This is a genomic window from Listeria cornellensis FSL F6-0969, assembly GCF_000525855.1.
Lineage (GTDB): Bacteria > Bacillota > Bacilli > Lactobacillales > Listeriaceae > Listeria_A > Listeria_A cornellensis.
The window spans coordinates 272,499-298,900 of the sequence record NZ_AODE01000019.1; the positions used below are offsets into that span (position 1 = coordinate 272,499).

Below are 26,402 nucleotides of genomic sequence, written 5' to 3' on the forward strand. Positions count from 1 at the left end.
ATAAATTACTTCAATTCTTTTTTTGTCCGGCCTCCGTTGTCATATCAAAGTATTCTTTATGCCAACCATGTAAGGCGTTATTGTATAGATCGTTTTCGTAACTGGACAGCCAAACGGGACCAACATGCTGCTTTAATATGTCTAAAAGTTCTTCATGATCCGGATCCGTCATTTCATTTGCGTAATGCCTATTACTCCTGGTTGATAAAGGATAAGGTGGATCAGCGTAAATAAATACATATGGCCTGTTATACCGGTCAATAAGTTTGATGGCATCCTGGTTTTCAATTTGAACACTTTTTAATCGTTCCATAATCGGCCTTATGCGACCTGGTATTGAGGACCATTGTTTTGGCGTATCTGGTGAATTTGGCGCAATGCATGATCGCCAACCAGTAATATCGGATGTTTTGGCACCAATCGCCATCCAACACCTAATCAAGAATAAACGCGCATCCTCCAATGGGTCTGGATTTACCGTATAGCTATTTTCATATTCTTCACGGCTAAATGGCGTTAAGTCAACCAACCTTTCTAATTCCTCCGGTTGGTCTCGAATCACACGGAATAGATTGACGACACGACCATCTAGATCATTGACGGTTTCTTTGGTTGCTGGTTCTTTTTGAAATAACATGGCTAGGCTACCGGCAAACGGCTCTAAGTAAGTATCATGTGGAGGCATTTTCTTTGCTAATATCTTAGCCATTTTTCTTTTGCTTCCTGGATAATTTAATATTGGTTTAATTTGCGACATACTGAACCTCATTTCATAAGGGCGGATAAACCGCCCTCTATTTAGTTCCTTAAGCAATAATGTGTACGCGGCCTTCTTGGATTAAGTCATCAAGTTCACGCACTAGATATTTTTCGATGTTTTGAATGGCGATATTTTGCCATGCTCCACCATCCGCTTCAAAAAGGGCGATGCTTGGACCATCTTTCATACGCAACACAAACTTACTAATTGGCTGATCTATTTCTGAAAAAGTCCGATATGGTCTCAGGCTTACTGGGTTTGGAACCGTCACATTTTCTACTTTTGTAATGCCCGACCTTGCAACAACTGTCTGACTAGTACCATCACTTGATGTGTTACGAACATTTTCTTCTTGGATATTTCCAACAAGTCCTAAAATAGCTGTTTTCTCGTCGCTTTCTAGGAAAAGCGCCTGCATCTTAATATTAAATGTATCACTGTCATAAAAATGATCGAACCTAAACTCTGGAATAATAGCTTCTGCCCGCACAAACTCCTCCCGTTTACGATCATTGTTTAGTGGGCTAAATACCGAAACTTTCTCTGGTCCAAACACATGCACGACAACGGGACCTTTTAAAGCATCCACATTTGACTGTACATAGTTTACAATTCCAGTTAATGTGTGTAATTCAAATGCTGCTGCTCTAGCATCCGCTACTAGTGACAAATCACCAGTGGCATATTTACGCCCATTAATTTCTTTCACTTCTTTTTGTGCCAAATTTGCTACATATTCCAACGCTTCTTTTTGATTACTCATAATTTTCTGTCTCCCATTCTTATAATATATTTTGGTTGCTTAGGCTTTTTTCATATTGACTACGTTTTGATTTTCTGGAATCGGTTGCCCTGTATCTGTTTTCAGCTTCATATCGTCATCCGGATCTAAAAAGGTTTGTCCTTTTTGTCCAGAGAGCAATTCTTCACCGACAACTTTACCGGCATCTTCTCCAAATACAACACGGGTAGTCAGCGCTTTGGCTGGTTGTAATGTTGACTTCGCCTGGATGTCCACATTCGCCATATCGCGTTCTTCATTCCCTTTAACTGTCACCGTCACCGTTATTTTTCTGGCTTTAAGTGGGTCCGTGTTAGGATCATTAATGTTTTCTAACACTTTGTCTAATTCTTCGGCGAATCGTTCCTGAACCGCTCCACCTGCCATACCTGATAGATTGATTGTACTCATGTTCATCCTCCTAATTTTCGTCAATATCTATATAAAAGCCTGAAACTGGCTGTGTTTTTATGCGGCATTCTTTGAGTCCTTTTTCATTTAATTTAATGGCCCCAACCTTGTGCATGGAACTAAATTTATTCCATCCGATTTGATGTACTAAGTTGTGCATTTCTCGTGATAAGCAGATAAAACGAAATTGGGTGCTGTCTACTTTATTCCGGTTACGCCCCATGCCCACCGCGTCGATATGATGAACATCTGATCCAGGTTTGCCGGTTATGGCACATTTACGATATTTCAGGCACATATACAAGAAGAACTGTATGTCTTCACCCAAAAAGCGCTCTTTTTCATGAAATGGAACATCAAACATGAAACAAAATTCAATTAAAAAATTGATAAAATCCCTTGCTGTCGTCATATCGCTGTTTGCTAAGCTGTACGCTTCGATGTTTTTGTATGTTGCGAAAGATTCCTTTAGTGCTGCTTCAACTGATTTACGATCATCCGCAAAACTTGGACTGACTAGCCGAAGTTCTGAACTATAATTCTCGTTATAAAAATGTCTGGTTATCTCGGTCATTATCGCGAATGCTTTTCGTCTCTGATCTGCCGATATTTTTCGATTATCAAAAAATTCAATGCCGACCTGTGGTGCAATTCCCGCTGTATGACGTGATATTATCGCTGGGCTTACTTTTTCATCGATATCAAGTATTAGTCTCGTATGATTATCTGGATAAGTAATGGATTTAATCGTTCCTACAAATTCCATTAGTACTTACCGTTATAGCCGTAATCATAGATTTTAGAGCTCAAATTGTATTTTTCTTTAAACCGTGTGATTTGAGCATTTGTGGCACCTAATCTGGCTGCTATTTTTTTTATCAGATAAACCATCCTGTTTGTATGCCAGATACTCGGCAATCGTCATGGTAAGTGGTTTTGATTCTGCCCTAAAAAGTCCTTGTTCCTTTTTCCAACGGCTCAATTCCTTTTTGGGTATCGCCCACATTTCGCTAATTTGTGTGTCTGTCCACATTTCTTCTAAATCCAAATACTCATCAACGGTTCGTGATGAGAGAGCCGGAACTTCTTCCCCTGGCTCAGGGCTGAGTTTATTTTGAACTTCATTCAATTCGTTGCCTAATGCTTTTATTTGATCGCACACTTCGCATCCTTTGATTTTGCAATTTTGGAAGCTCCGTTTATCATTTTGCTGTTTATCGTGCAAATCAAGCAGTGTATTGATTCGCTCAATTATCACTTTCGCCTTTTCCCTTCGTCGTTCTCGTATCATGTCGCCACCTCACTTTATAATTTTTCGTGTCCGTTTATCCAAATATCGATGCACCAAATGCATTTCTTCACTGGTATTTTTATAGATGAACCAATTATCGGGATTTATTCCGTTTTCTTTAATAAAAATGGACTGCTTTTTATTCGGCTTCTTTCCTGATTTCATTTGCTGCGTTCTCCTTTTCTTGTTTCCAATTTTTATAGATTGTTCGGATGACGTAGTTCCCACCACAAAAGCGGCAATAAGAGGAATTATGCGCCTCTCTCGTCGGTGGCGTATTGCCACACTCAGCACACTTGTATTTTCGGGGACCATACTTTTTCACCGTCCCGGATTTTGTAAAGATGCTTTCAAACATTAATTTGCCTCCGCGAGTCGTATTTCGAGATTAACAAACTTACTGTACTCTTTTACAAAGGCAAGTTGGATGGTTCCAGTTGCACCGTTTCGATTTTTAGCAATGATGATTTCGACTAAGCCATCATCGGATTCACGATCATAATAATCCTCGCGGTAAAGTAACATGACGACATCCGCATCCTGCTCAATACTACCGGAGTCTCGCAAATCGGATAACATCGGCCGTTTATCTTGTCTTGTTTCAACGCCTCTCGAAAGTTGTGACAGCAGTATGATAGTCACATTGTATTTTTTACATAGCAACTTCAAGCCCTTTGTTATTTGCGCAATCGCTAAATCATGCCTCAGCTTCATATCAAGGTCCATTAACCCTAAATAATCAATAACAATGACGTGCTTATCCACCTTGCCAGTCGCACGAACTTCTTTTATTCGGCTCTCAACGTCCCGCACGCCAACATTACTCTTATCTTCGATATGCAAATCTAAGCTACCTAAAACACCTTGTACCTGAACAATTCGATTTTTTACGTCTGCAGGAATACGGTATGTGTCCCGCCAATGTTCACCGCCAATATTGCCCATGTTACTAATGATTCTTTGCAATAATGCTTTTCGGGGCATTTCAATACTGAAAATATCAACTTGCTGCAGTCCCTCAGCTTCTCCGTTTTTCTTGTCTTTGTACGCCTGTTCTGCGATATTAAGCGCTACGTTCACCGCAAATGCCGTTTTACCCATTGACGGCCTACCCGCAATAACAATCAAATCTGTTGCTTTAACACCACTCGTCATGTAATCAATACTCGGATAACCTGAGCTTAATTCACCATTTAGCGGACCTTTATCCTCAAACATGGAATTATAGATGTCGAGCATATCATCTTTTTGCGATGTAGTTTCTTCGACATGGTACGATGTGATTTCTCGCGATACCTCGACTAACTTATCAAATGTCTGTTCATCTTTCTGCGCTATATATTGCTGTGCGGCGAGTAATACGACATGTTTCTCGTACTCTTCTAGTACAATTTTTTCGTAATATGCATAGTTGGCCGCGGTTGGGCAACTGCCAGCAAGGTTTGTCATGTAAACGACCGCTTCCGGGTTGGTTAACCTGGAATACATCGTAATGACATCTATAGCCACACCGTCTGATCGTAGTTGGTGCATCACACGGTACAACTGCTTATTTCGTGGGTCCGTAAAATGTTCTGGTAAAAGGTTCGTTACATGAATCAAATCAGGTTGTAAAAAGATAGCACCCAAAACGGCAACTTCCGCTTCATATTTTGCATTTAAGTCCATTATTCAATCGCCCCTTTCGCTTTCAATTGTGCGATTTGCGCTTGTGTTCTTTGTCGAGCTTCTTCTTGTTGTTTGGCATTCAGCGGGACAATGTTTTTTGCTTTCTGCTTTTCTTGGTAGGCTTTTATTTCTCGCTTTAAGTCATCTGGTAAATCGGATTCTTCTAAACTCGGCATTGGGACTGTTTCTTGTTGATATGCTACTTGTTTATCTAAGTAGGCCTTTGTTTTCTCTACGTCACGATTAGTTCGTACAAAAAAAATTAGCCACGGTTGGTTGGAACGGCTTTGTTTGAATGTATTTTAGTAATGCCGCTTTACTGCGCATATAGTCGCCGCCTTCTAAAATTTGAATCCATGTTTCTTTTTTTTGTTTGATCCAATTCAAAGTCTTTATAAGTATCATTGATCAAGAGTAACAATTCGATGGCTTCTTTTCGGGTCATATATCCTCACCTTCCTCAAGCAATAGTCGTCTGGTTGCTTCCTGCTTGCTGTTATTGGCATTTCGTTTTTGCTCTCGCTCTTTCTTTGCCTTGATAGCCAAGTCATCAAATTTATCTCGCAACTTCTCAGGAGATAAAACATTAGTCATCCAAAAATTATGTTGTTGCACCCATGTCATCAACCATTGAATTTGTTCAACGTTTCGTTTGTCCACTTCGATCATTAGCCGAATCGTATTCGCCCATTTTTCAAAATTAGGCGGCCTTCTCTCTGGCTGATTCTCTAAGATACGATCAAAGAAGTAATAGGCAAGTTGTAAATGCTTCTCGGAAAATTTCATTTTCGGAGGTGTCTTTTTCTTCTTTACATTCTTTACATTCTTGTTTGTTGCCCTTTGGTTGCCCTCGGCTTGCCCTTCGCTTGCCCTTTGGGTGTCGTCTTGTTTGCCCTTTTCAATATCTGACACTTGATAATCGTTGTATTTGCAAATGGTTATACGGGTGTAACTGTTTGTCGTTTCGATTGCCAAAAAATCAAGTTTTTTTTAATTTATCTAATGTTGTTCTTACTTTCTTCGTTGTGACTTCTTTATCACGAGAAAACCAGTCATTTTCGATTGTTTGAACGCTCGTTATAAGCTGTCCACGCCTTACTTCGACCTTCTCACCACGTCGTTTATCAAACCAATAATTGTCGGTATGGTTGGCCCTTAAAAGCAGTTCAATCATGATTATTTTTTGATGTAATGACAGACAGTTATATGTGTCACTCTCAATTATTGATCGGTGTAATTTTATCCATCCCTCCATCATGATGTGCCCTCCTTCCCTTAGAATCACTAGAAAAATCCCCAAAACCTTGCGTAATTGGAGGATGTGATATACACTATAAATAAGTTATATTTGGTGTGTATCACATCCGGACTCGTGTTAGCGCATGAGTCTATTTTTTTAGCGTTTCTTCTAAAGCTTTAAGCTTTCTTTTAAAGTGAAATGTCGCGTTTTTAACTTGCAACGCGCTTAATTCGCTTATGCTTGCCACTTTTTCTCTCTCCAACCTTTTCCCAAGCAAATACTCTTTAGTAGGTATTCCTATCTTCATCGATAGTTCATCAATAACATTCACAAAATCCCACTGTTCAATTCCAACAACCTCTATAAAACCCATTTTGAACTCATTTTCTACTTGGTCTATATCCAAGTCATTATGTGATCTTAGTGGCGTAAATCCAACAAATTCGGCACCTCTTGTTTCGAAATGATACCCACCCGTTTCTTCGTTAAATGTAGCTTTCCCAATTTGTGCAGATGATACTCTAATAAATACAAAATCCTTACCTTTTTCAAATGTCATAGCTGTTTTCTCCTCCTTCGAAATGTAATCAAAAAACCACAAATGCTCCACTACATCATCCAAATCCGCACATTCAACCAACCCCTTACCGTCGATTACAATACCTATGCTGCCTTCTCCCGATTGTGTAAATGTAAAATTACGACGATCCAGCCAGCTATACCCTAGGCTACTAACATGCGCTTTCATCTCAGCAGAATACCCACGATATCCCCTTAAACTCCATGTACCATTTTCTAAATTGTCGATTACGTCTTGTGTTGGGAATGTTCTACTTCTTTCCATCAAGTTAATACCTGGTTTCTCAATCCACTCGATCAGATACATGCCTGCATCTTTTAGTTCGGCCCAACCTTCAATCCCTATCTTTGTCACAATGAAAAACTGCTTCCCTAATATCATTTTGTTTGCTCCTTTATTCTCTATTTTTGAAGTACCAAGCTTCAAATCCTGTTTGTTTGATTTCGTTAACAGTCTGTTTTACTGTCTCTATCATGCATACTGCAGCATAAGACACTACGATACACTCGAACACTTGGTGTAATGTCAACATGACACATCAACTACATAACCTTCCTTGATTAATCTTCTAATGTAACCCCGAATGGTCCGAGAGCCTGTTTTCTTAAGATGGCATTGGTGATAACTTTGGTTATGCTCCCCTTGATATGTTTCCATTGAAACCCAACGTGATTTCTTGTAAATCGTGACTTTGAAGTCACATAAATGTGTTTTCTTAATGAGTACTAGCTGTTTTTCTGCCAATTTCACTCACTCCCCCGTTTTATTGTCGCCGTGGCTGATTACCACGATTGGAATAATGAACAATGTTGATAATGAAACTATCGCAAATACCGTCAATCGTTTTCCTCCTTCACTTGTGCATCTAGCCATTTTTCAAGCGCTAGTTTGCTAAATCGCCAATCTGATCCAATCTTACGACCTGGTATGATTCCAGCTCGAGCATATCGATATAAGGAACTCATACCGATATCTAAAAACTCGGCTGCTTCCTCAGCTTTCAGCGCTTTTCGTGGTCTTATCACGATGATTCGGTTAGTTGCTTTAACTGCATACATATATAATCACCTCCTACAATTAGGCATTTAATTTGAATACAACACCATGTGCCAGCACATACAGATTATTTTCTGTGATTGGGTAATCCTTATTAATTTTTTCTATGCTCTTTTTTTTCAAAAAACATTTCAACATTATACGATCCATACATTAGAGGAATATTATTGTCATCTTCATCTTTATAAAAATAAAGTGCATCATCACACATTGGAATCATCACCTCCTAATATTTGTATCTAACGCTACATCCTGTGGTATAATCACCTTAGAAAGCGAGGTGATTACATATGGATTACTCAGAAATTGTATTTGTACGAGAACTAGATGGTGATACTGCGGCCCAATTTGCAAATGAACTATTGCAAAAAGGTTGGCGACTTATCAGTGTTGGACAAAATTTAATAGAGATAGTTAATCTTGATGGAGGAAACCAAGTAGCACGCTTTACCACTCTTTACGTTGTTGGAGCAACACAAGAACAATACAACCAGTATCTTGCTGATAAAGCAACGGCATATGGTGGGTTACTCAAGTAATTATGAATAAAGTCTTTTCAAATAAAAGTTCTTTGTCCGCGAGATAAAGAGCTTTATTTATTTGATTAACTAATTTAGCTATATCTTTGTCTTCTGCTTTTTCAAGTGTATCAATAGTGTCTGTCACTTGAATTTTGTTTCCCCTTTAAGACCTCCTAAAAATAATGTGACTGCATGCTCGCTCTGAGATAAAATCAGACTACTGTTTTACTAACATTCAATGTTTCCATTAAAACACCGATATGCCTTTTAAGAGTTCTGCTACAATTCATAAATTCACGTTTCATGAACTTTTGGGGTAAAAAAAATATTTAGCTACAAACGATATATCTACCTCAAGAAGCTGCATCGCTTTCGACATTTCCTCATCTTTCCAAGGAACTCTGCCATTTAGCTTTAATGAAATGCTCCGCTCGGAAAGCCCCATAGCCGTTGCAAAATTATATTGCGTACCAAACTTCTCAATGATTTCCCCCGATAAAACAGAGTAATCGTAACTCATTTTAACACCCCTTCCTGTTCACGTAGTGTGAACTTTATATTTCAAGAATATCATCAAAGATGAACTGAGTCAACAAAAAAGTTCACGCAATATGAATTTTTATATTGAACTTTTATTCAATATGGCATATAATAATTTTAAAGGCGGTGTAACAATGAAAGCTACTAACACTTCTCAGAGACTAAAAGAAATAATGAGAGAGCGTGGTTTAAAGCAAGTTGACATACTGAGGAAATCATTACCTTACCAAAATGAATTAGATATTAAGATGAGTAAAAGTACTTTGTCACAATACGTGACTGGGGTACAATCACCTGATCAAGATAGGATATTTTTGCTATCCAAAACTCTCGGCGTAAGCGAACCTTGGCTAATGGGATATGATGTACCACGAGAACGGATTCCAGATGAAGAACGAAATGACAGTCCGAATAAAACATACTCTACATCAACTAGGGAAATCGCTAACTATATTGAAGAAAACCCTGACTTCGCAGAATCAATAAGACAACTGATACAATCAATAGAAAATCAAAAATCTGATAAATAAAAAACCGCCCATAAGGGCGGTAGTACTCAAATATTATTTATATTAGTTAATTTGGATAGAAGCTCACCATTCAATAAATAAAATGTTTTAAAAGCTTCCTTTTCCGTATACCCAGCTTCTAATAATTCATCTAAACTATCTCTATCTTCATCGATCAATGCTATTACATTTTGATAATGCCCTTTGTTACTCTTTGCATGTTCTAACAGTAATTTATATTTTTGCCCCATCCAACTTCACTCCTGTAAGACTATAATTTTAATCATCCATTACCCGCATATCTCTTTAATTTTTTATATTTTATGGTAGACTGGTTGTGTGTTCGAAGTCTATCTTTCTTTACACAATCTGTCGGGATTGGGAAAGTATAGCCTTCGTTCTTTTTAGTGCGCTTACATTATCCTCCGACGTTGATGTGAATAAGTGGTGCAATGACAACCACTACAGCGACAAAGAAATTAATAACTTTAACTTTTTTCATTATGTAACACCTCCTTACTATTAGTAATAGTATACTATGAATTCCCAGAAATACAAAAAAAAATATTCTAATCCGAATAAAAAGGAGGTTTTTTTGTGAAAACATTTGGTGAGACAATTCGGGAAATCCGAATAAATAAAAATATTAAGCAAAAAAATATGTCTAGTGTTAGACAAAGCTCTCTAGCTAATATCGAAAGCGGACGAATACCTTCTGTTGAGATATTTATGGATATCTTACAAGAACTTGATATTAATGTCCTTGAATTTTTCTATATTCAGAATGATTTTAAACTCGTAGAACGAGACCATCTATTCAAGCTATTTCGTGAACAAAAACAATCATTAAATGAGCCTTTTCTGCTTAGTTTAATCGCAAAATATGATGAATATTTATCACGAGCCAATGATCCTTTTGCTGAATCCTTAAGACATGTTCTCAGTATCTCTGTAGAAATCAATAGAAAACAAACTTTTGATATTGAAAGCCAAGAGGCCAAAGACATTTGGGAACGGATAGCAATGCAAGAGGTTTGGTACCACAATGATATATACCTTATTACAAAGATTTTCTATACATTCCCTGTCGATCATGCAGAAAAAGTAATTGTTAGAACAACCGAAGAGCTAAAAAAAATATGATAATTATCCTCAGATCCATCTGTTCAAGATTTCATTTCTTCTAAATTGCGCCAGACACTATATTTTAGGTGGAGTACCTTTAAGAAGTAAGCCACATTTAATTGAAGCCGAAAAGCTCGCACGACTGCATCAAGTAGAAATTTCACGAGTTACCGCCCATCACCTACTTGCATATTCTGAATTCCTCGAAGGGTTTCATGAAGAGGCTCAGCAAAGAGTTAATCGAACAACCAAAGTTTTGCATGCTTTAGAGGCTCTGAACGAATTTACTCCCCTTGACGAAGATGCACTGAACTATAACAAGATAGCAGCAGATCATTCTAAAGAGTGGAACAAGTTTTTGGCTCAGCAAAATAGCCTTGATGTATGATATTGGAAACTATGTAATGGAATGGAGTTTAAATTATATTATATAAAGGGGAGTTTTATTTGAAAAAGGGATTGATATTATCCATTCTTTTAATACCAACACTTGTATTATTCGCTTGTGGAAATGATTCGAAAACATATGCAGGTGTCGAGTTAAGTACTTCAGATTATTCAAATGTAACCAAATTCGAAGAAGAGGCTAGGAATCTATATTCATTATTAGGCACATTCAGTATTGAAAAAGATGATGTGGACAGTGTAAATAAGATTGTGGATTCTGCTTCTGAGCTACAAGGAACCTTAGGCAAAGGAATGTCCAAAGACGAAAAAAAAAGAAAGTAACTTACTCTTTTATAAAAATGTATCAGTGGCATCCATACCAAAGAACGCTGTAAAATACTCCCGGGAAATAAGTAATACAGAATATCAGCTAATAAATAGCAGCATCAAGGAGGTGATCCAAAGGGAGGCAAAAAAAGTAACAGATAACCAAAACGATGCTGATAAAATCAATGATTATTTAATCGGAAAAATTGGCATCACAGAAGATTAAAATATATCGTAGAATATTTATAACCGGTCCTAACCCTAAATAAATAGAACGCCCCCCGCCAAGAGTGCGTTCCCATAAATACCTCTAACTCAGGGCTATTTATTATACCCATTTTATCATAGAAAGGAGGATATTAAAAATGACAAATACATCTAATAATAAGCCAACCCCTTCACATCGAACACCATCTGAATTTCGTGAAGATGTTGCACCTAAGTCAGTAACCCCTGGCATGTTTCCACCACCACCGCCACAAAAACCTAGCACTACACAGAAATAATTTATTCGGATAGAGGTTGTTCTTTCATTTTTATAACATGGATAATAATTTTCTTTTCAACATCTACATACTTTTGATAAGAAACTGTACTATTATTGTATTCTATATATGCTAATAGCTTATCAGTAGTATCAATATATGTTAATTGCGGATCCATTTGTCCAAGTAAAAAATGAAGCGGTTCATACTCTGATTCTGTTACTTCTATTACTGGACCTGAGGTAGTTAATCTGCCAGTACTCATATCTTCAATGAAAATAATTTTCGGGCAATCATCTGTAAGTGCTGTTTTATATCCTGAATACTTAGAGTTGGTTGCTCGACCATTTATTTCCAAATAAACATTGATCAAATAATAAATTAATTTTTTAATCCCGCCATAAAATAACACTAGGATAAAACTAATAACTAAAGAACCTATGACGGTTAGAAACAACAAAGATACACTATCAATTTTCGGTACTAACTCTGATAATGTGGACACATTGAAATAGTAACAGAGAATCACAATTGGTATAAATGTGTTTACGATTGAAAGAATAACAAGAAGTATTTTTTTTATTATCAGCTTTATGAGGATTATCTGTAATAATTCCTACTTTATCCATTAACCAAAAGCTAAAAAAAACCTGGCATTCCAAGTGTTATCAAAGTCATTGCTATTGTTACAAATTGTGAAATTATTTTATCCATCTAGCTCACCCACCAAATTAGATTGATTAGAGTTTGATTATAACACATTAATCTATATTGAGCATCAGATACAAAAAACCAATGCTAAATTAAGATTACTCAAAAGGAGGAATTTTATATGTTCGGATCTATAGAAAAGCGAGGAAACGGATTCCGTATGCGGGTCACTGTTGGTTATAACGAAGTTGGGAACCCCATAAGGCGGTCCAAGATAGCAAAATCGACAAACAAAACCGATGCAAAAAAAGAGTTAGCTCTATTTATCGCTGACCTTGAGGCAGATGACTACACAGAAACAACAAACATAACATTTGCGGCGTTCAGTGAGGACTTTTTAAAACAGCATGTTAACAAAAACTTATCCCCTACTACACAAGAACTATATTCATCACTTCTAACACGCGCTATTTTGCCCCAATTAGGTGGTTCTAAGCTTGTAAAAATAAAAACGATGCATATACTCGCATTTATGGATAAGTTGCAACAAGACGGCCTGTCTGTCTATACGATCAAAAATACAATGGGTGTTCTACGTTCATTATTCACTTGTGCGGTGAAATGGAATGTCTTAAAAGCTAATCCCTGCAATGGAGTACAAGTCAAAAAGCCCAATAAGAAAGTACAAAAAGTTTACGATCAAAAAGGTTTGGCCAAACTTTTTGATGCATTAAAAAAAGGAAAATTTAGAATGGCAGCTACTTATCAGTATCGCAATCATGACTGGTGCACGCCAAGGAGAAATCGCTGGTTTAGAATGGAAACATATTGATACGAAGAAACGAACAATTTTATTTGAGCAAACGATTGTTGAACAACCTGGTATTGGAGTCACTATCAAGAAAGAACTAAAAAACGGTAAGGATAAAATAGTTTCATATCCCGAGTCATTAAAAAGTCTCATTGCTCGCTTCAAGGCACAAAAATTTAAAGATCGTGATATTAGCTCGGATGAGATAGTTTGGCCTGAACATTCTTTTATATTTTCAAACCCTAATGGAAAGCCTAAACGTCCAGATTCAATTGGACATCGCTGGACCGCATTTGTTAAAAGACACGAATTAGAACATATACGATTCCATGATTTAAGACATACTTCAGCAACACTTTTAATAGCCAACGGAGTTCATGCGAAAATAATTCAAGAGAGACTTGGGCATGCTGATATTGGAACAACAATGAATGTATACGGTCATGTATTTAGAGAAGCCGACCAAACAGCTGCAGAAACATTTGGAGGGCTACTTGATGCTAAGAAAAGAAAATCTTAAATCCTGCCCCATTTCTGCCCCATTTGCCAAAAAAGGCAAAAAAAAAGGATTCCAAAAGATCTGAACCATCTTTGAAACCCATTGATACTACTTATGCGGCCGAGAGGACTTGAACCTCCACGGGTTTTACCCCACTAGGCCCTCAACCTAGCGCGTCTGCCGATTCCGCCACGACCGCTCTATTAACACTAATTAATATTATATTATTGGAACCCTACCATGTCAATGATTAAATCAAAAAACATGAATATTTATTCAAAACCGACACTCACAACACAAAACCAGCACAATCCCATACACAAAAAAACGCCCAACCCATCTCTTTTCCAGGTAGGACGAAATCTCCGCTTCACACAAATCGAGCGAAAGCGTTTGTATTCCACCAGTTTCGTGGAAGCCGGAAGCGGAGTGTACGACTGTACATGAGAACCGGAAGTCCTCGAAACTGGTGGAATGCGAACGCTTGCCGCCGATTCCTCCGCATATACACAAAATAATGCTATGACCCGTACGGGAATCGAACCCGTGATACCGCCGTGAAAGGGCGGTGTCTTAACCGCTTGACCAACGGGCCGTGATGCGTAGCTCTAAAGCCAACTTTTTTTTATTATAGCATACTCACCGAATCTTGCAATACCTATTTCACAATTCCTGAAAAAAGCCCCTGTTTATCGCTAAACAGAGTCTCTCTTCCTCGCTATGATTTCTTTTTAGACTTGTCTTCTTTTCCAACGTATCAGTATTAACACACCTGTCATGCTAAGTACCAATCCCAAAACAATCGCTAGATCCATCGACTTGTCACCCGTTGTCGGTAGCACTCCTTTTTCTTTACTAGTTTCATCAGGATTTTTCGCTACTTTTTCCACAGTTGGTGCTTTTTCTGGCTGGCTCGGCGCGATTTCTTTCTCCGGTGGTATCACGGTTGTTCCATCTGGTTTTGGTGCTGGATCTGGCGTTGGTTTTGGTTCGGGTTTTGGTTCGGGTTTTGGCGTCGGCTCTGGGTCAGGTTCTGTTGGCACGACCTCCTCTGGGTCTTTCGTATAGCTCACAATGACTGACTGTGCTTGATCTGTGAACGTTCCCGTTGTTTGCGATGCTTTCTGTGTGTAGCCTGCAATCGCTTTTATTTCTGCCGCAAAATTTTCACCGATGTTTCCTTTTAAAATTTCTGGTGACGCGACCTCTCCACCATTTTCATCTTGGTATAAAACGGTCACGTCTGCGCCTGGTATTTGGGCGATAACTGGTGCAGATTCATTACTGGCAGCGTCCAATGCGGTCACAACATAGGTTCCAGATTCGCTAATTGGATAGTTGAATGCAAGTGCATCGCCGCGCCAAATTTTTAGGATGATGTTTGCTGGGTTGGCGGTGATTTCCTCGGCGGTTCCGGTGCCTTTATAAACAACGTAATAACGCGCAGAATTGGCCGCTGTGTCTGACCAAGTGAGTGCGTCCGCGGTTTGCTTGACTTGGAGCGGTGCAGCAATTGCTTGATGTGCGAGCCACGGTTTACTCGGGGTTAGAGAGGTCGTCGCGAAATAGGTTTCTTTTAAAAGATCAATCGCATCATTTTTCGCTTGATTCGCTGGTTTTTGAGCGTCTGGTAGGCTTGCGATATCGCTCTTTTTGATATCATTATAGCTGAACAAGACGCTACCGGAAACTTGGTCTAGCAGTTGATTGAAACGCATTTGATTCGGAATTTCGGCTGGGTTCATCCACGCGGCTTCCCAACCGCCGTTTCCAACATGTTTATAGTTCGCATGCCCAACGTAAATTTGCACGTGCGTCCCTTCTGCGGCCTTATTCCACCATCTCGCCAAATCGCCATAAGGAGCGGCTGCTTGGTCAAAACTCCAGTAAATTTGCGGTGTCATATAATCGACTTTCTCATCTTTAATCCACTGATATGTATCAGCGAAAATGCTTTGTGAGTAAGATTGGGAGGAACCTGTTGGCGTGTTGGAACCGAGCGGGTTATTCGCTTTATGCTCCCAAATGCCAAATGGGCTAATACCGAATTGCACGGCGGTTTTCTTCGCTTGGTTGCTCGTGTCGATAGTGCTTTTCACCTTGTCAATTAATGTCGTAATATTGTCGCGGCGCCAGTCATCGATTCCAGCTTTCGTATTTGGATAGCCGTCCGGAATGCCGTATTTAGCGAAGGTTGGCGCGTCTTCATCTTTATCGCCAAACAGTACATTTTTCCCATCCACCGTGATGCGATATGGGTAAAAATAATCATCGAAATGAATCGCATCCACATCATAATTCGTCACGACTTCCTTGATTGTTGCGGCTACGTAATCTTGCACTTCCGGAATGCCGGGATTGAGAAATAGCTTTTCATCAAAACGCAACACGTTCTCAGGATGCAAGACAGCGTAATTCGTATCCGCTAAAAGTCCTGCCTTGTTCCATGCTGTGATTTGCTCTGGAATCGTCATCGCAAGCGCTTCCTCTTTGGTCGCGCCAATTTTTGTTAAAACGCTTTGTGTCGTCAGTTTCGTATTCGTCACGCGATATGGATTAAACCACGCGTGATATTCCATGCCGCGTTTGTGTGTTTCCTCGACCATTATGGCGAGTGGATCATACCCTGGATTCGCGCCTTGCACGCCACTTGCGATAAACTCTGACCATGGGTTTATTTTCGATGGATAGTATGCGTCAAGGAGCGGCCGAACTTGGAAAATAACCGCATTCATATTCCACGTTTCAAAATCGTCTAATACCGTTTTATATTGTGCACGGAAAGCCGATTCTGATGCTACTTTTGCGAAGTTCAGATTGGCTATCGTCGCAACCCAGGAGCTCTTGAATTGTTCCTTATCTTGCGTATAGGTCGTTGGAATCTGGACTTGCTCGCTGGAGCCGTTATAGTAGAAAACTGGTGTGTTGGCGTCATAACCATACGTTCCATCCGCTTTTTTTTATGAATTTTGTCAACCCTTCTGTTGTCTCATCCGCCTGTACTGCCACGGAGAAAACGGATACACTTACTATAAGTATGAGTAACATGGATGCCCACTTTTTCATTCTTCATCCCCCTTTTTTATATCGCCAAACTTTATAATATTTTCCAGATGGCGATTACGGGTTCAATATATCATCTTCAAACATGGATTTCAACTTATTTTTTAGAAAAATTAATTATATTTAGCTTTTACACATAGTTCCAATACGGCTCCATCCCTTCTATATCAACTTATTTCATGTTTCAAACTAACTGAAATAAATTTTTAATCACATTTTGCAAGCGTTGACATTTTATTTCAAATGAACTAGAATACAGCATGTGAACTATTTTAATAAAAGGAGGCTTTCGACTACAGACTATTCACAACAGAGATGATACATAACTATCTAACTAAAAAAGGGAGAGTCATTATGCAGAGATTTATGGATTTTTTAGAAAAGTACTTGTCAATTCCAATGGCAAAATTGTCTGAACAGCGACATCTACGCGCAATTCGTGATGGTGTTGTTTCATCGCTACCGTTTATCATTGTTGGTAGTATGTTTTTAATCGTTGCTTTTCCACCAGTTCCTGAGAGTACGGCGCTTTATCAATGGGCCCAGGAGCACGCTTTTGAAATTTTAATTCCTTATAGGATGACCATGTTTATCATGTCGCTATATATCACTTTTGGAATCGGTTACAATTTAGCGAAGAGTTACAAGCTTGATCCACTATCTGGTGGTCAGATTGCTGTTGCTTCGTTTCTACTAACCTTGACACCTATCGCACTTGATAAAGTTGGTTTTGTCCTACCAATGGCAAACTTAGGCGGACACGGATTATTTATGGCAATGATTGTTTCGATTTTTTCTGTTGAAATTATGCGATTCTGTAAAACGCGTAACATTACAATCAAAATGCCAGAACAAGTTCCCCCTAGTGTAGCAAGATCGTTTGAAGCTCTTATTCCTGTTGCTTTTGTTGTAGTATTTATGACACTAATCACAGTTGTACTTGGCATCGATCTCCATTCACTGGTCGACCAAGCCGTTTCACCGATTGTAAAAGCTGGCGATACCTTATTCGGTGTCCTATTACCGGTATTTTTAATTGGGTTCTTCTGGTCCTTTGGTATTCACGGGATTTCCGTTATTGGAGCCGTTGCAAGACCTCTTTGGGAAAAATATTTGGGCGCCAATGCGGAAGCTGTAGCGGCTGGTGCTCCAATTCCTCATGTTGCTCCTGAGACCTTCTTCCAATGGTTTGTATGGATTGGTGGTTCTGGTGCGACACTCGGTTTAGTCCTTGCCATGCTCTTCTTTGCCAAATCAAGTTATTTGAAAGCGCTGGGCAAAACAACACTGGTTCCGAGTATTTTCAATATCAATGAACCAGTTATTTTTGGTACACCGATCGTACTGAACCCGATGTTGATTATTCCATTCATCTTCATTCCGCTTATCACAACAACCATCGCTTATTTCGCGACAACGCTTGGTTTCATTTCACCAACCTATGTCATGGCCCCGTGGACTTTACCCGCCCCGATTGGCGCATATCTATCCACAGGCGGCGACTGGCGAGCCATCGTTCTCGTCCTCGTCAATATCGGGATATCCTTTGTCATCTACATTCCGTTCTTCAAAATGTATGATCAAAAACTATTGGATGAAGAGCAAGCGCAGGCAGAGGAAAATAAAGAAACACACAGCAACGAGCCGAATTTGGCTTAATCTAAATTTGGAGGGGCAGCATCGTTGTCCCTCTTCATTTAAAAAGGAGGTTTTACCCGCATGGAAACGAATAGTAAATGGATCAAGTTTAACTACAAAAGCGCGATTATCTTTTTCGCCATCACGATTCTTGCCAATCTTATTTTCCTTCCTGTACTTACCGGCCTTGGCGTTTCTAAGGCTTTCGCTTTATTCTTACTTACGAGCCTTGGCAGTAGCGCTAGTTTATCTTATATTTTACTCGCGAAACACGGTTTTTATAAATCGAAGAAACAGGCGGCGATTTTCACAACGGTCGTTACGTTAGTCTGCACGGCGAGTTGTTACTTTTTAATGTATCTGAGCTAAAATGAGGAGGTTCGTAGTATGTATGTTGTTGGATTAATGTCCGGTACGTCGCTTGATGGCGTGGACGTGGCTTTGCTTGATATCAAAGAGATGGACGGGAACTTGTCGACAAAACTGATTGATTTCAAAACGGTGCCCTTTCAACCTGGAATCGTGACGGAAATTCGTAAAAGTTTGAGTATAGAAAAATCCGATTCACAGCTGATTTGTAGTTTAAATTTCAAATTGGGTGTGCTTTTTGCGGAAAGCGTGAAAATGATTTGTAGTAAAAATGGGATCGCAGCGTCAGAGCTTGGCGTGATCGGTTCGCATGGCCAGACGATTTTTCATCAGCCAGAACAAGTCGGTGATTTCGCTGCTTCGACGTTGCAAATTGGGGAGCCCGCGGTGATTGCGTATGAAACTGGCGCGACGGTTGTCTCGAATTTCCGCACGATGGATATGGCTGCCGGTGGTCAAGGCGCGCCGCTCGTGCCATTCACAGAGTTGCTGCTCTATCGGGACACGCATAAAAACCGCTTACTGCAAAATATCGGCGGAATCGGAAACGTGACGGTCCTGCCTAAAAATGCGACGTTAGATCAAGTTTTTGCATTTGATACTGGTCCAGGAAATATGATTATTGATGATTTGATGCAACGCTTATTCGGGCGTGGCTACGATGATAGTGGCGAAATGGCAGCGCACGGCGTTGTGAATGAGGAGTTGCTTGCCTATTGTATGGACGATTCCTTTATCACGGCTGCGATTCCAAAATCGACTGGGCGTGAACTTTTTGGGAAGGAATATACCGATGAGTTGCTAACTACATACGGGCATTTGGCGCCGGAGGATTTGATTGCGACAATGACGATGTTCACCGCTAAAACCATCGTTTCGAACTACGAACAATTCGTCTTTTCAAAAATGGCGATTGATGAAGTGATTGTAAGCGGTGGCGGAAGTTATAATAAGACGTTATTGCGCTATTTGGCGGAACTTTTGGAAGGCCGTTGTGAGGTATTGACGCAGGAAGACATTGGCTATTCCTCCGATGCAAAAGAGGCTGTCGCATTTGGCTTGCTGGCATATGAAACATTACATGGTCGGCCATCCAACGTTCCGATGGCAACTGGCGCGCGCGAGCATGTTATCCTCGGGAATGTCACTTACCCACCGCTAAAATATAAGGAAGAAGGTACAATTCATGCATAAACTTGGGATTTCGATTTATCCAGAACACGCGACACCTGAAAAAGACAAAGCTTACATCAGTTTGGCGCACAAATACGGTTTTACACGCGTATTTACGTGTTTATTATCGGTGAGTGGCGATAAAGAACTGATTTTACGCGAATTTAAAGAGACCATTAGCCATGCGAACGCACTTGGCATGGAGGTTTTGGTTGATATTTCGCCACGCATTTTCGAAGCACTTGGCATTTCTTATGACGACCTGTCCTTTTTCCACGAGCTCGGCGCCTATGGGATTCGCCTGGATATGGGCTTTACGGGCAGTGAAGAAGCCGCGATGACGTTTAATCCATACGGCCTCAAAATTGAGATTAATATGAGTAACGATACGAATTACTTGAATAATATCATCGATTTCCAGCCGAATCGGGATAATTTGATTGGCTCGCACAATTTTTATCCGCATCGCTATGCTGGTCTTTCCTATGATTATTTTGTAAAATGCAGCGAGCGATTCCGCAGTTTTCAGATTCGTACCGCCGCGTTTGTTCATTCGAATGATGCCACATACGGTCCTTGGCCTGTGACAGAGGGTTTGTGCACGCTTGAGATGCATCGCGGTTTGCCGATTGATACGCAGGCGAAGCACCTTCTGGCAACCAAGCTCATTGATGACATTATTGTAGCGAACGCCTATGCTTCTGAGGATGAACTCGCGCGACTGAGCGCTGTGCTCCAAGCAGAGAAATTCGGATTAAAAATACAACTTCACGATACCATCACCCCACTGGAACGCAAAATTGTCATGGAAGAGCCTCATTTTTATCGCGGCGACGTCTCGGATTACTTTATCCGTTCGACCCAATCTCGCGTGAAATATCGCGCAGAAGACTTCAAACCAACATTCACGCCAAACATCAAACGCGGTGATATTTTGATTGAAAATGAACGGTATGGCCAGTATAAAGGGGAACTGCAAATCGCTCTGAAAGATATGGAAAACCGCGGCAAAACAAATGTCGTTGGACGCATTCTCGATGAGGAGATTTTCTTATTGGATTATATGGAACCTTGGACTAAGTTTGAATTTTTTGTTGAATGATCATACAAGCAGGTTAGTCATGTAGACTGGCCTGTTTTTGTGCATGAAAAAAACGATACATCTCTGCATCGTTTTGAAAGTTTATAAATATGGCGGAGAAGGAGGGATTTGAACCCTCGCGCCGCGTTAACGACCTATACCCTTAGCAGGGGCACCTCTTCAGCCACTTGAGTACTTCCCCATATTTGAATCGCCAGCCAAAGGTACGCGCATAGAAAGAACTCCACAGGCAAGACTCGAACTTGCGACCGATCGGTTAACAGCCGATTGCTCTACCAACTGAGCTACTGTGGAATAGCGTCATGTTTGTTTCTGCCGACTCTTTACATTATAAGCAGGAATACTGAAAAAATCAAGCTTTATCTGGTTATTTTCAGTAAAACAATTTTTCACCTGTTCACAAATTCTTCTTTTGTATACGCTAATCGTCCATTACAGCGACCACAACGGTATTTTTTTTACGTCGAAACGGCGCTTGCGTAGGAATTCCGTTTCGCAGGATAAACACGTGTAGCGGTGCATTTTTTGCGTCGTCGGAATCGCTTGGCAAAACCGCGGGGCATCTACTTTTGCTAGCAGTGCTCGGAAATCGGCATCACGATGTTGGTATCCCTTTCCCTCTAAATGTAAATGATAGTGGCACAGCTCATGCTTCATAATGCCTATGAAGTACGCTAAGCCAAAATTATCAAGGTAACGTGGATTCATCTCAATATCGTGGCTTCGTAGCAAATAGCGCCCTCCTGTCGTCCGTAAACGCGTGTTGAACGTCGCCTGGTGCAAAAACGGCTTATGAAAAAATTGCAACGACACGCTTTCCATGTGCCGCTGCAGTTCTTGTTCTGTCATCATTGTCTTACTTCCCTTGTTCTGGGCTACGCATCGTTAGCGAAATTCGCCCTTTTTTCTGATCGACGTCGTCCACCCAAACAGTAACAATATCACCAACAGACACAACATCCATCGGTCTCTTAACAAAGGAATTGCTCAGCTTCGAAATATGCACGAGGCCATCTTGCTTCACGCCGATATCTACAAATGCTCCAAAATCAACAACATTGCGAACAGTCCCTTGCAACTCCATCCCGCTTTTTAAGTCTTCCATAGAAATGACATCTTGCTTTAGAAGTGGCGCATCCAGCTCGTCACGTAAATCGCGACCTGGTGCCACGAGTGAATCCACGATATCTTGTAATGTTTCTTTTCCGACTTCAAGTTCCGTTGCCATAGCAGTCAAATTGAACTGTTGCAATGCTTGTTTTAACTCGGGTGTTCCGAGATCCGTTAATTGGAAACCAGCAGAAACCACGATTTTCTCCGCAATGGCATAGCTTTCTGGGTGAATGGCAGTCTGGTCAAGTGGATGCTTGCCTTCCAAAATACGTAAGAAGCCAATACTTTGCTCGTATGATTTTGCGCCAAGACGCGGTACTTTTTTCAACTCTTTGCGCGATGTAAATGGTCCGTTTTCCTCGCGGTATTTGCGAATGTTACCGGCAACCGTTTTGTTCAAACCAGCGACGTGTTGCAAAAGAGAAGCCGAGGCCGTGTTTACATTCACGCCAACTTGGTTTACTGCGGTTTCGACGACAAATGTCAATGTGTCATTAAGCTGTTTTTGTGCAACATCATGTTGGTATTGACCAACGCCGACGGATTTCGGGTCAATTTTCACTAGTTCTGCTAGTGGATCTTGCAGGCGACGACCAATCGATACAGCACTGCGCTGCTCGACTTGATACTCTGGAAACTCTTCCCGCGCAATATCACTGGCGGAATAAACACTAGCTCCAGCCTCATTGACGATGCAATAATACGCATTCAACTTCTCCTCTTTAATCAGTTCAGCAATAAATTGTTCGGACTCACGCGATGCTGTTCCATTTCCAATCGCTACCACTTCGACACTATAATCCTGCATTAATTGTAAAACCTTTTGCTTAGCATCGGCTTTTTTATTTTGCGGTGGGTGTGGATAGATGACATCAATCGTGAGCACTTTCCCAGTTTTATCGAGTAGCGCCAATTTGCAACCCGTCCGGTAAGCTGGGTCGAGTCCGAGAATGATCTTTCCTTTTAATGGTGGCTGCAAAAGTAACTTCCGCAAGTTTTCCGCAAAAATATGAATCGCCTGTTCTTCCGCTGCTTCCGTTAATTCAGCACGGATTTCACGTTCTATCGCAGGTCCAATAAAGCGTTTATAGGCGTCATCAGTCGCTGCCACAACGTAACTTTCTGCGATGGAGCTAGCTTTTTTGATCACTTGTTTATGCAAATATTCACTGATTTTCGTCGCGTCAATAACGACTGCCACACGTAAAATATCCTCTTTCTCGCCACGATTAAAGGCTAACACGCGGTGACTTGCCACTTTTCCAATTAGCTCTTGGTAATCGTAATACATTTCGTACACCGATTTCTCATCCAGCTCGACTTTTTTACCAACGGACTGCATCATTCCGAACTTCCGCGTAAATTCTCGAATCCACTTGCGATACGTCGGCTCATCTGAAATAACTTCCGCGATAATTTCATGCGCACCTAGAAGTACCTCTTCAACCGTTGGCACATCTAGTTCTACTGAAATATATTTACTAGCTTCTGCGTTCACATCACCGCTTTCAGGGAAGCTAAGTAGCCATGTCGCAAACGGCTCCAATCCTTTCTCCTTAGCAATCGTTGCTTTCGTGCGCTTTTTCTGCTTGTAGGGGCGATATAAATCCTCCAATGCTTGGTGTTTCTCCGATTTCATAATCGCAATCCGGAGCTCCTCCGTCAATTTTCCCTGCTCCTCGATCAACCGCACAATCTCTTCTTTTCGCTGTTCCAATTTTTCTACATAGGCGTAGCGTTCTTCGATATGACGGATTTCAACTTCATCTAAACTCCCCGTCATTTCCTTCCGATAGCGCGCGATAAATGGCACTGTGTTGCCTGCATTTAGCAATTCTATCACTGCATTAATCTGATTCGGTCGATAAGGTAATGATGTATGTACTAACTTCAAAATTTCTTCCATATTTTCTGCCTCCAAATAATTCATCTCTTGGACTAGTGTACCATAAAATAAGGCGTAAAACCAAAATGAGTAAGCAATTGTATCTATGGACTCCCTGTCTTGAATACAGTCACTTACTTATATAACTGGTAGCCATCACATCCGTGCCATATCCGATAAACTCATCTTCCGCTTCTGGTGATTCACCGCCAAAAAAGACCGCAATTTGCTTTTTCATAGCTTTTCCTCCTCGTGCTTAGTTAGTGAATCCATAGGCCATCAGTTTTTTCGTATCTTGAAAACGGACATCCGTTGTTTTTGCTTTTAACACAATCGTTATAAGGCGTTTTCCATTTTGCTTTGCAGTACCCACAAAACAGTACCCCGCACCGTCTGTGAATCCAGTTTTCAAACCATCTAGACCATCGATTTCTTTATTTGCTAAAAGCGCGTCCGTAGATTTCAGCGTGTAGTCGTTACTCGTCACATAGCTGGCTTTTGAAGTCATGTCTAGCACTTCAGGAAATTTCGTGATAAGCCCGGATGCAAGCAGGAATAAGTCTTTACTCGTCGATACATTTTCCTTCCCATCTTTATCTAAACCACTTGCACTGACAAAATTACTCTGGTTGGAGAGTCCCATTTTTTTGGCTGTTTTATTCATTTTTGCAGGAAAATCATTGCCTTCCAAGCGTTTTCCAAGAGCTTCTGCCGCGTCATTTGCCGACATGACAATCATCGCTGCATAGAGATCTTTTACGGTCCATTCTTTTTTGTTCGTAGTCATATAAAGAGATATGGCCGCCTTATCGTCCAGTGATTCTAATGGTAGTTTTTCATCCCAGGACAACGTTTTATTATGTATGGCCTGTAAGACTAAATACGCGGTCATCAGCTTAGTGACACTTGCGATTGGGGTTACAACTTGTGGATTTTCTTCGTATAATGGCTTACTTTTTTTAATGTCGTATAAAGCCGAGGATGCCGCTGAAATACCAAGTTTTGGCGAAGGTTCAGGTACGGGATTTTCTTTCACTATTTTTTCTGGGGCAGATACTGTAGGTTTCTCTTTCGTTGGTGTTACCGCTTCCTTATCTGCGCATGCCGACATGGAAACACTTGCTGTCAATGTAAAAAGCGCGATAACACATATTTTAGTAATTTTCATTTTAGACTCCTCCTTTGATATAGTTTAAGTATAGAGGAGGATAGTAAATGCTAGACTAAGAAAGTGTAAGTAAAGTCTAAAGAAATGGTTTGATTATTTCCAAGAAAAAGAGGTGCCGATGGGCTTTATGTAAGATAAAATATAAAAATCACGTTTTGGACCATAAAAAAAACAAGATTGGGACAAAACTCAAGATAAAGCAATCGAGTAGGAGGAGCCTGATGGCTCCGACCTCTCACACCACCGTACGTACAGATCCGTTTATACTAGACATGTATCCTTGCATGGCGCCTTCTATGTGATTTCTGTTCGTCGGACCAGAGATTTGCCTTGAGCTCCCTTCAGATTCCACGTCGCCATGGACACCCTTGCTGTCGGCTAGGTACTTACCACTACTCGGTCGCACTCGGGACTTCACCGTTAGAATTTGCCTATGCTGGGCAAACAAAATCGCCTCACCCTTTTTTGGGTAAGACGAAAAATTATGCTTTACACAAATCGAGCGAAAGCGTTTGTATTCAGAGAGTTTGGTGGAAACCGGAAGCGGAGTGTACGACTGTACATGAGAACCGGAAGTCCACCAAACTCCCTGAATGCGAGCGCTTTTCGCCGATTTACCTGGATTATGTCCCGGCCCCACTTTCATTTAAATGCTCCTACTAAGAATGTCACATCATCCTCAGGAATATCAATGACATTGCCTTCAATACAATGGCCTGTTGCTTCTACGGAACTTGAAGTGAATAAATAACGTTTCACTCCAGCAAGTGTTAATCCGTCTGAATGCATCAAAAATTTAGAGCCTGGCTTGTATTGGAACTTCTGTGTCCGAATTTTTTGTTTTCTTCCTGAAAGAAATCCTGTAGAGGAGATTGGGAAAATAAGCGCATCATCTGTACCAAGTAAATAAAATCGGATATTTCCAATTCCGCAGTACGTAATTGTTTGTTCATCCCAATCACCCCGCCATATGGCAATCGCCGCACCACGTAACCCGACCAAAGCCTCGTTTGCCAGTGCTACGATGTCACTTATATTAGGAAGCGTATTATTGGCACCGATAACCTCGACAACTGCCTTGGCCGCTTTCTCCGCCTCTTTTCCGCTTCCTAAACCATCCACGATAGCACACAGAAACCCCGTCGCGTCTTCTTTCAAAAAAATTTGATCGCCACAATGGTATTGCAAATGCTTAGCACGCTGGAAAAGGTACAATTCAATACTAGCACCCGATTGTCCGATCACATCC

The 26,402-nt window shown here is 40.5% G+C and carries 29 protein-coding genes, 4 tRNA genes and 1 pseudogene; 10 read left to right on the forward strand and 24 right to left on the reverse strand.

Annotation, left to right across the window (positions count from 1 at the left end):
* Window positions 1-10: 10 nt before the first annotated feature.
* The 12 genes from PCORN_RS09325 to PCORN_RS09375 form a co-directional block, all read right to left on the reverse strand.
* Entirely contained in the window at window positions 11-709 is a 699-nt protein-coding gene (locus tag PCORN_RS09325; protein WP_338151766.1) for a DNA adenine methylase, read from the reverse strand.
* Window positions 710-806: 97 nt separating this feature from the next.
* Window positions 807-1,523 carry a hypothetical protein gene (locus PCORN_RS09330; protein WP_036079600.1) on the reverse strand — a complete coding sequence of 239 codons (717 nt, stop codon included), beginning with the start codon at window positions 1,521-1,523 and terminating at the stop codon, window positions 807-809.
* Between the two features lie 39 nt (window positions 1,524-1,562).
* Entirely contained in the window at window positions 1,563-1,952 is a 390-nt protein-coding gene (locus tag PCORN_RS09335; protein WP_052171367.1) for a hypothetical protein, read from the reverse strand.
* A gap of 10 nt (window positions 1,953-1,962) precedes the next feature.
* Window positions 1,963-2,718: a putative HNHc nuclease gene (locus PCORN_RS09340; RefSeq protein ID WP_051999361.1), complete on the reverse strand. Its 756-nt coding sequence runs from the start codon at window positions 2,716-2,718 to the stop codon at window positions 1,963-1,965.
* Window positions 2,719-2,775: 57 nt separating this feature from the next.
* Window positions 2,776-3,243, reverse strand: coding sequence for a hypothetical protein (locus PCORN_RS09345; protein ID WP_036079604.1), 468 nt, complete (start codon window positions 3,241-3,243; stop codon window positions 2,776-2,778).
* 9 nt (window positions 3,244-3,252) lie between these two features.
* A complete protein-coding gene (locus PCORN_RS19035; RefSeq protein WP_149024307.1) occupies window positions 3,253-3,558 on the reverse strand; it encodes a DUF6906 family protein in 306 nt (101 codons plus the stop codon).
* 42 nt (window positions 3,559-3,600) lie between these two features.
* Window positions 3,601-4,911 (reverse strand): replicative DNA helicase, encoded by a 1,311-nt coding sequence (locus PCORN_RS09355; protein ID WP_036079608.1) that lies wholly within the window; start codon window positions 4,909-4,911, stop codon window positions 3,601-3,603.
* On the reverse strand, window positions 4,911-5,087 hold the full coding sequence (locus tag PCORN_RS19340; RefSeq protein ID WP_159102564.1) for a hypothetical protein: 177 nt from the start codon (window positions 5,085-5,087) through the stop codon (window positions 4,911-4,913). The genes PCORN_RS09355 and PCORN_RS19340 overlap by 1 nt, the downstream gene beginning before the upstream one ends.
* 265 nt (window positions 5,088-5,352) lie before the next feature.
* Window positions 5,353-5,886: a hypothetical protein gene (locus PCORN_RS09360; protein WP_051999362.1), complete on the reverse strand. Its 534-nt coding sequence runs from the start codon at window positions 5,884-5,886 to the stop codon at window positions 5,353-5,355.
* 4 nt (window positions 5,887-5,890) lie between these two features.
* Window positions 5,891-6,169, reverse strand: coding sequence for a hypothetical protein (locus PCORN_RS09365; RefSeq protein WP_036079610.1), 279 nt, complete (start codon window positions 6,167-6,169; stop codon window positions 5,891-5,893).
* A 130-nt stretch (window positions 6,170-6,299) separates the two neighbouring features.
* Window positions 6,300-7,112, reverse strand: a complete 813-nt coding sequence (locus PCORN_RS09370) for a hypothetical protein (RefSeq protein ID WP_036079613.1) — start codon at window positions 7,110-7,112, stop codon at window positions 6,300-6,302.
* 455 nt (window positions 7,113-7,567) lie between these two features.
* Window positions 7,568-7,789, reverse strand: coding sequence for a helix-turn-helix domain-containing protein (locus PCORN_RS09375; RefSeq protein ID WP_051999363.1), 222 nt, complete (start codon window positions 7,787-7,789; stop codon window positions 7,568-7,570).
* Between the two features lie 288 nt (window positions 7,790-8,077).
* Between PCORN_RS09375 and PCORN_RS09380 the strand changes: the two genes are divergently transcribed.
* Window positions 8,078-8,326, forward strand: a complete 249-nt coding sequence (locus tag PCORN_RS09380) for a hypothetical protein (protein ID WP_036079615.1) — start codon at window positions 8,078-8,080, stop codon at window positions 8,324-8,326.
* A gap of 283 nt (window positions 8,327-8,609) precedes the next feature.
* Here PCORN_RS09380 and PCORN_RS09385 read toward each other — a convergent pair whose 3' ends face one another.
* Window positions 8,610-8,828, reverse strand: a complete 219-nt coding sequence (locus PCORN_RS09385; protein WP_036079617.1) for a DUF739 family protein — start codon at window positions 8,826-8,828, stop codon at window positions 8,610-8,612.
* Between the two features lie 91 nt (window positions 8,829-8,919).
* Here PCORN_RS09385 and PCORN_RS09390 point away from each other — a divergent pair, with 91 nt between their 5' ends.
* The gene (locus PCORN_RS09390; protein WP_241433139.1) at window positions 8,920-9,378 is read left to right on the forward strand and encodes a helix-turn-helix domain-containing protein; all 459 of its coding nucleotides are present in this window, start codon (window positions 8,920-8,922) and stop codon (window positions 9,376-9,378) included.
* A gap of 26 nt (window positions 9,379-9,404) precedes the next feature.
* Here the strand turns inward: PCORN_RS09390 and PCORN_RS09395 are convergent, their stop codons facing one another.
* Window positions 9,405-9,608 (reverse strand): hypothetical protein, encoded by a 204-nt coding sequence (locus PCORN_RS09395; RefSeq protein WP_036079619.1) that lies wholly within the window; start codon window positions 9,606-9,608, stop codon window positions 9,405-9,407.
* Window positions 9,609-9,954: 346 nt separating this feature from the next.
* Between PCORN_RS09395 and PCORN_RS09400 the strand changes: the two genes are divergently transcribed.
* Window positions 9,955-10,500 (forward strand): helix-turn-helix domain-containing protein, encoded by a 546-nt coding sequence (locus PCORN_RS09400; protein WP_036079621.1) that lies wholly within the window; start codon window positions 9,955-9,957, stop codon window positions 10,498-10,500.
* Window positions 10,501-10,929: 429 nt separating this feature from the next.
* Window positions 10,930-11,211, forward strand: coding sequence for a hypothetical protein (locus PCORN_RS09405; RefSeq protein WP_036079624.1), 282 nt, complete (start codon window positions 10,930-10,932; stop codon window positions 11,209-11,211).
* A 492-nt stretch (window positions 11,212-11,703) separates the two neighbouring features.
* On the opposite strand, the gene PCORN_RS09410 is transcribed toward PCORN_RS09405, so the two are convergent.
* Window positions 11,704-12,138, reverse strand: coding sequence for a hypothetical protein (locus PCORN_RS09410; RefSeq protein WP_036079626.1), 435 nt, complete (start codon window positions 12,136-12,138; stop codon window positions 11,704-11,706).
* A gap of 375 nt (window positions 12,139-12,513) precedes the next feature.
* On the opposite strand from PCORN_RS09410, the gene PCORN_RS18420 reads away from it, so the two are divergent.
* Both PCORN_RS18420 and PCORN_RS18425 read left to right on the forward strand, forming a co-directional pair.
* Window positions 12,514-13,164 (forward strand): site-specific integrase, encoded by a 651-nt coding sequence (locus PCORN_RS18420; protein ID WP_051999364.1) that lies wholly within the window; start codon window positions 12,514-12,516, stop codon window positions 13,162-13,164.
* Complete coding sequence (locus PCORN_RS18425) at window positions 13,112-13,663, forward strand: site-specific integrase (protein ID WP_051999365.1); 552 nt, start codon at window positions 13,112-13,114, stop codon at window positions 13,661-13,663. The genes PCORN_RS18420 and PCORN_RS18425 overlap by 53 nt, the downstream gene beginning before the upstream one ends.
* 94 nt (window positions 13,664-13,757) lie before the next feature.
* On the opposite strand, the gene PCORN_RS09420 is transcribed toward PCORN_RS18425, so the two are convergent.
* The 3 genes from PCORN_RS09420 to PCORN_RS17325 all read right to left on the reverse strand — a co-directional run bounded on the left by PCORN_RS09420 (window position 13,758) and on the right by PCORN_RS17325 (window position 16,524).
* Window positions 13,758-13,841: transfer RNA gene (locus PCORN_RS09420), tRNA-Leu, on the reverse strand.
* A gap of 324 nt (window positions 13,842-14,165) precedes the next feature.
* Window positions 14,166-14,237 (reverse strand) — tRNA-Glu (locus PCORN_RS09425).
* A 136-nt stretch (window positions 14,238-14,373) separates the two neighbouring features.
* Window positions 14,374-16,524 (reverse strand): family 10 glycosylhydrolase, encoded by a 2,151-nt coding sequence (locus tag PCORN_RS17325; protein WP_077913847.1) that lies wholly within the window; start codon window positions 16,522-16,524, stop codon window positions 14,374-14,376.
* Between the two features lie 535 nt (window positions 16,525-17,059).
* Here PCORN_RS17325 and PCORN_RS09435 point away from each other — a divergent pair.
* Genes PCORN_RS09435 through PCORN_RS09450 form a run of 4 tightly spaced genes read left to right on the forward strand, consistent with a single transcriptional unit; the run spans window position 17,060 to window position 20,987 of the window.
* On the forward strand, window positions 17,060-18,364 hold the full coding sequence (locus tag PCORN_RS09435; RefSeq protein ID WP_036079628.1) for a PTS sugar transporter subunit IIC: 1,305 nt from the start codon (window positions 17,060-17,062) through the stop codon (window positions 18,362-18,364).
* A 60-nt stretch (window positions 18,365-18,424) separates the two neighbouring features.
* Complete coding sequence (locus PCORN_RS09440; protein WP_036079630.1) at window positions 18,425-18,712, forward strand: hypothetical protein; 288 nt, start codon at window positions 18,425-18,427, stop codon at window positions 18,710-18,712.
* An 18-nt stretch (window positions 18,713-18,730) separates the two neighbouring features.
* Window positions 18,731-19,906 carry an anhydro-N-acetylmuramic acid kinase AnmK gene (gene anmK / locus PCORN_RS09445; protein ID WP_036079631.1) on the forward strand — a complete coding sequence of 392 codons (1,176 nt, stop codon included), beginning with the start codon at window positions 18,731-18,733 and terminating at the stop codon, window positions 19,904-19,906.
* Complete coding sequence (locus PCORN_RS09450; RefSeq protein WP_036079633.1) at window positions 19,899-20,987, forward strand: DUF871 domain-containing protein; 1,089 nt, start codon at window positions 19,899-19,901, stop codon at window positions 20,985-20,987. The genes anmK and PCORN_RS09450 overlap by 8 nt, the downstream gene beginning before the upstream one ends.
* A 90-nt stretch (window positions 20,988-21,077) precedes the next feature.
* Here PCORN_RS09450 and PCORN_RS09455 read toward each other — a convergent pair.
* From PCORN_RS09455 to PCORN_RS09485, 6 genes and pseudogenes are all read right to left on the reverse strand, one after another.
* A tRNA-Ser gene (locus PCORN_RS09455) sits at window positions 21,078-21,168 on the reverse strand.
* Between the two features lie 40 nt (window positions 21,169-21,208).
* Window positions 21,209-21,281 (reverse strand) — tRNA-Asn (locus tag PCORN_RS09460).
* A gap of 95 nt (window positions 21,282-21,376) precedes the next feature.
* A pseudogene (locus PCORN_RS09465) lies at window positions 21,377-21,836 on the reverse strand (SprT family protein).
* Between the two features lie 7 nt (window positions 21,837-21,843).
* On the reverse strand, window positions 21,844-24,006 hold the full coding sequence (locus PCORN_RS09470; protein WP_077913848.1) for a Tex family protein: 2,163 nt from the start codon (window positions 24,004-24,006) through the stop codon (window positions 21,844-21,846).
* 235 nt (window positions 24,007-24,241) lie between these two features.
* Window positions 24,242-25,153 carry a D-alanyl-D-alanine carboxypeptidase family protein gene (locus PCORN_RS09475; RefSeq protein ID WP_241433140.1) on the reverse strand — a complete coding sequence of 304 codons (912 nt, stop codon included), beginning with the start codon at window positions 25,151-25,153 and terminating at the stop codon, window positions 24,242-24,244.
* Between the two features lie 642 nt (window positions 25,154-25,795).
* On the reverse strand, window positions 25,796-26,395 hold the full coding sequence (locus tag PCORN_RS09485) for a PP2C family serine/threonine-protein phosphatase (RefSeq protein WP_036079835.1): 600 nt from the start codon (window positions 26,393-26,395) through the stop codon (window positions 25,796-25,798).
* Window positions 26,396-26,402: the final 7 nt, after the last annotated feature.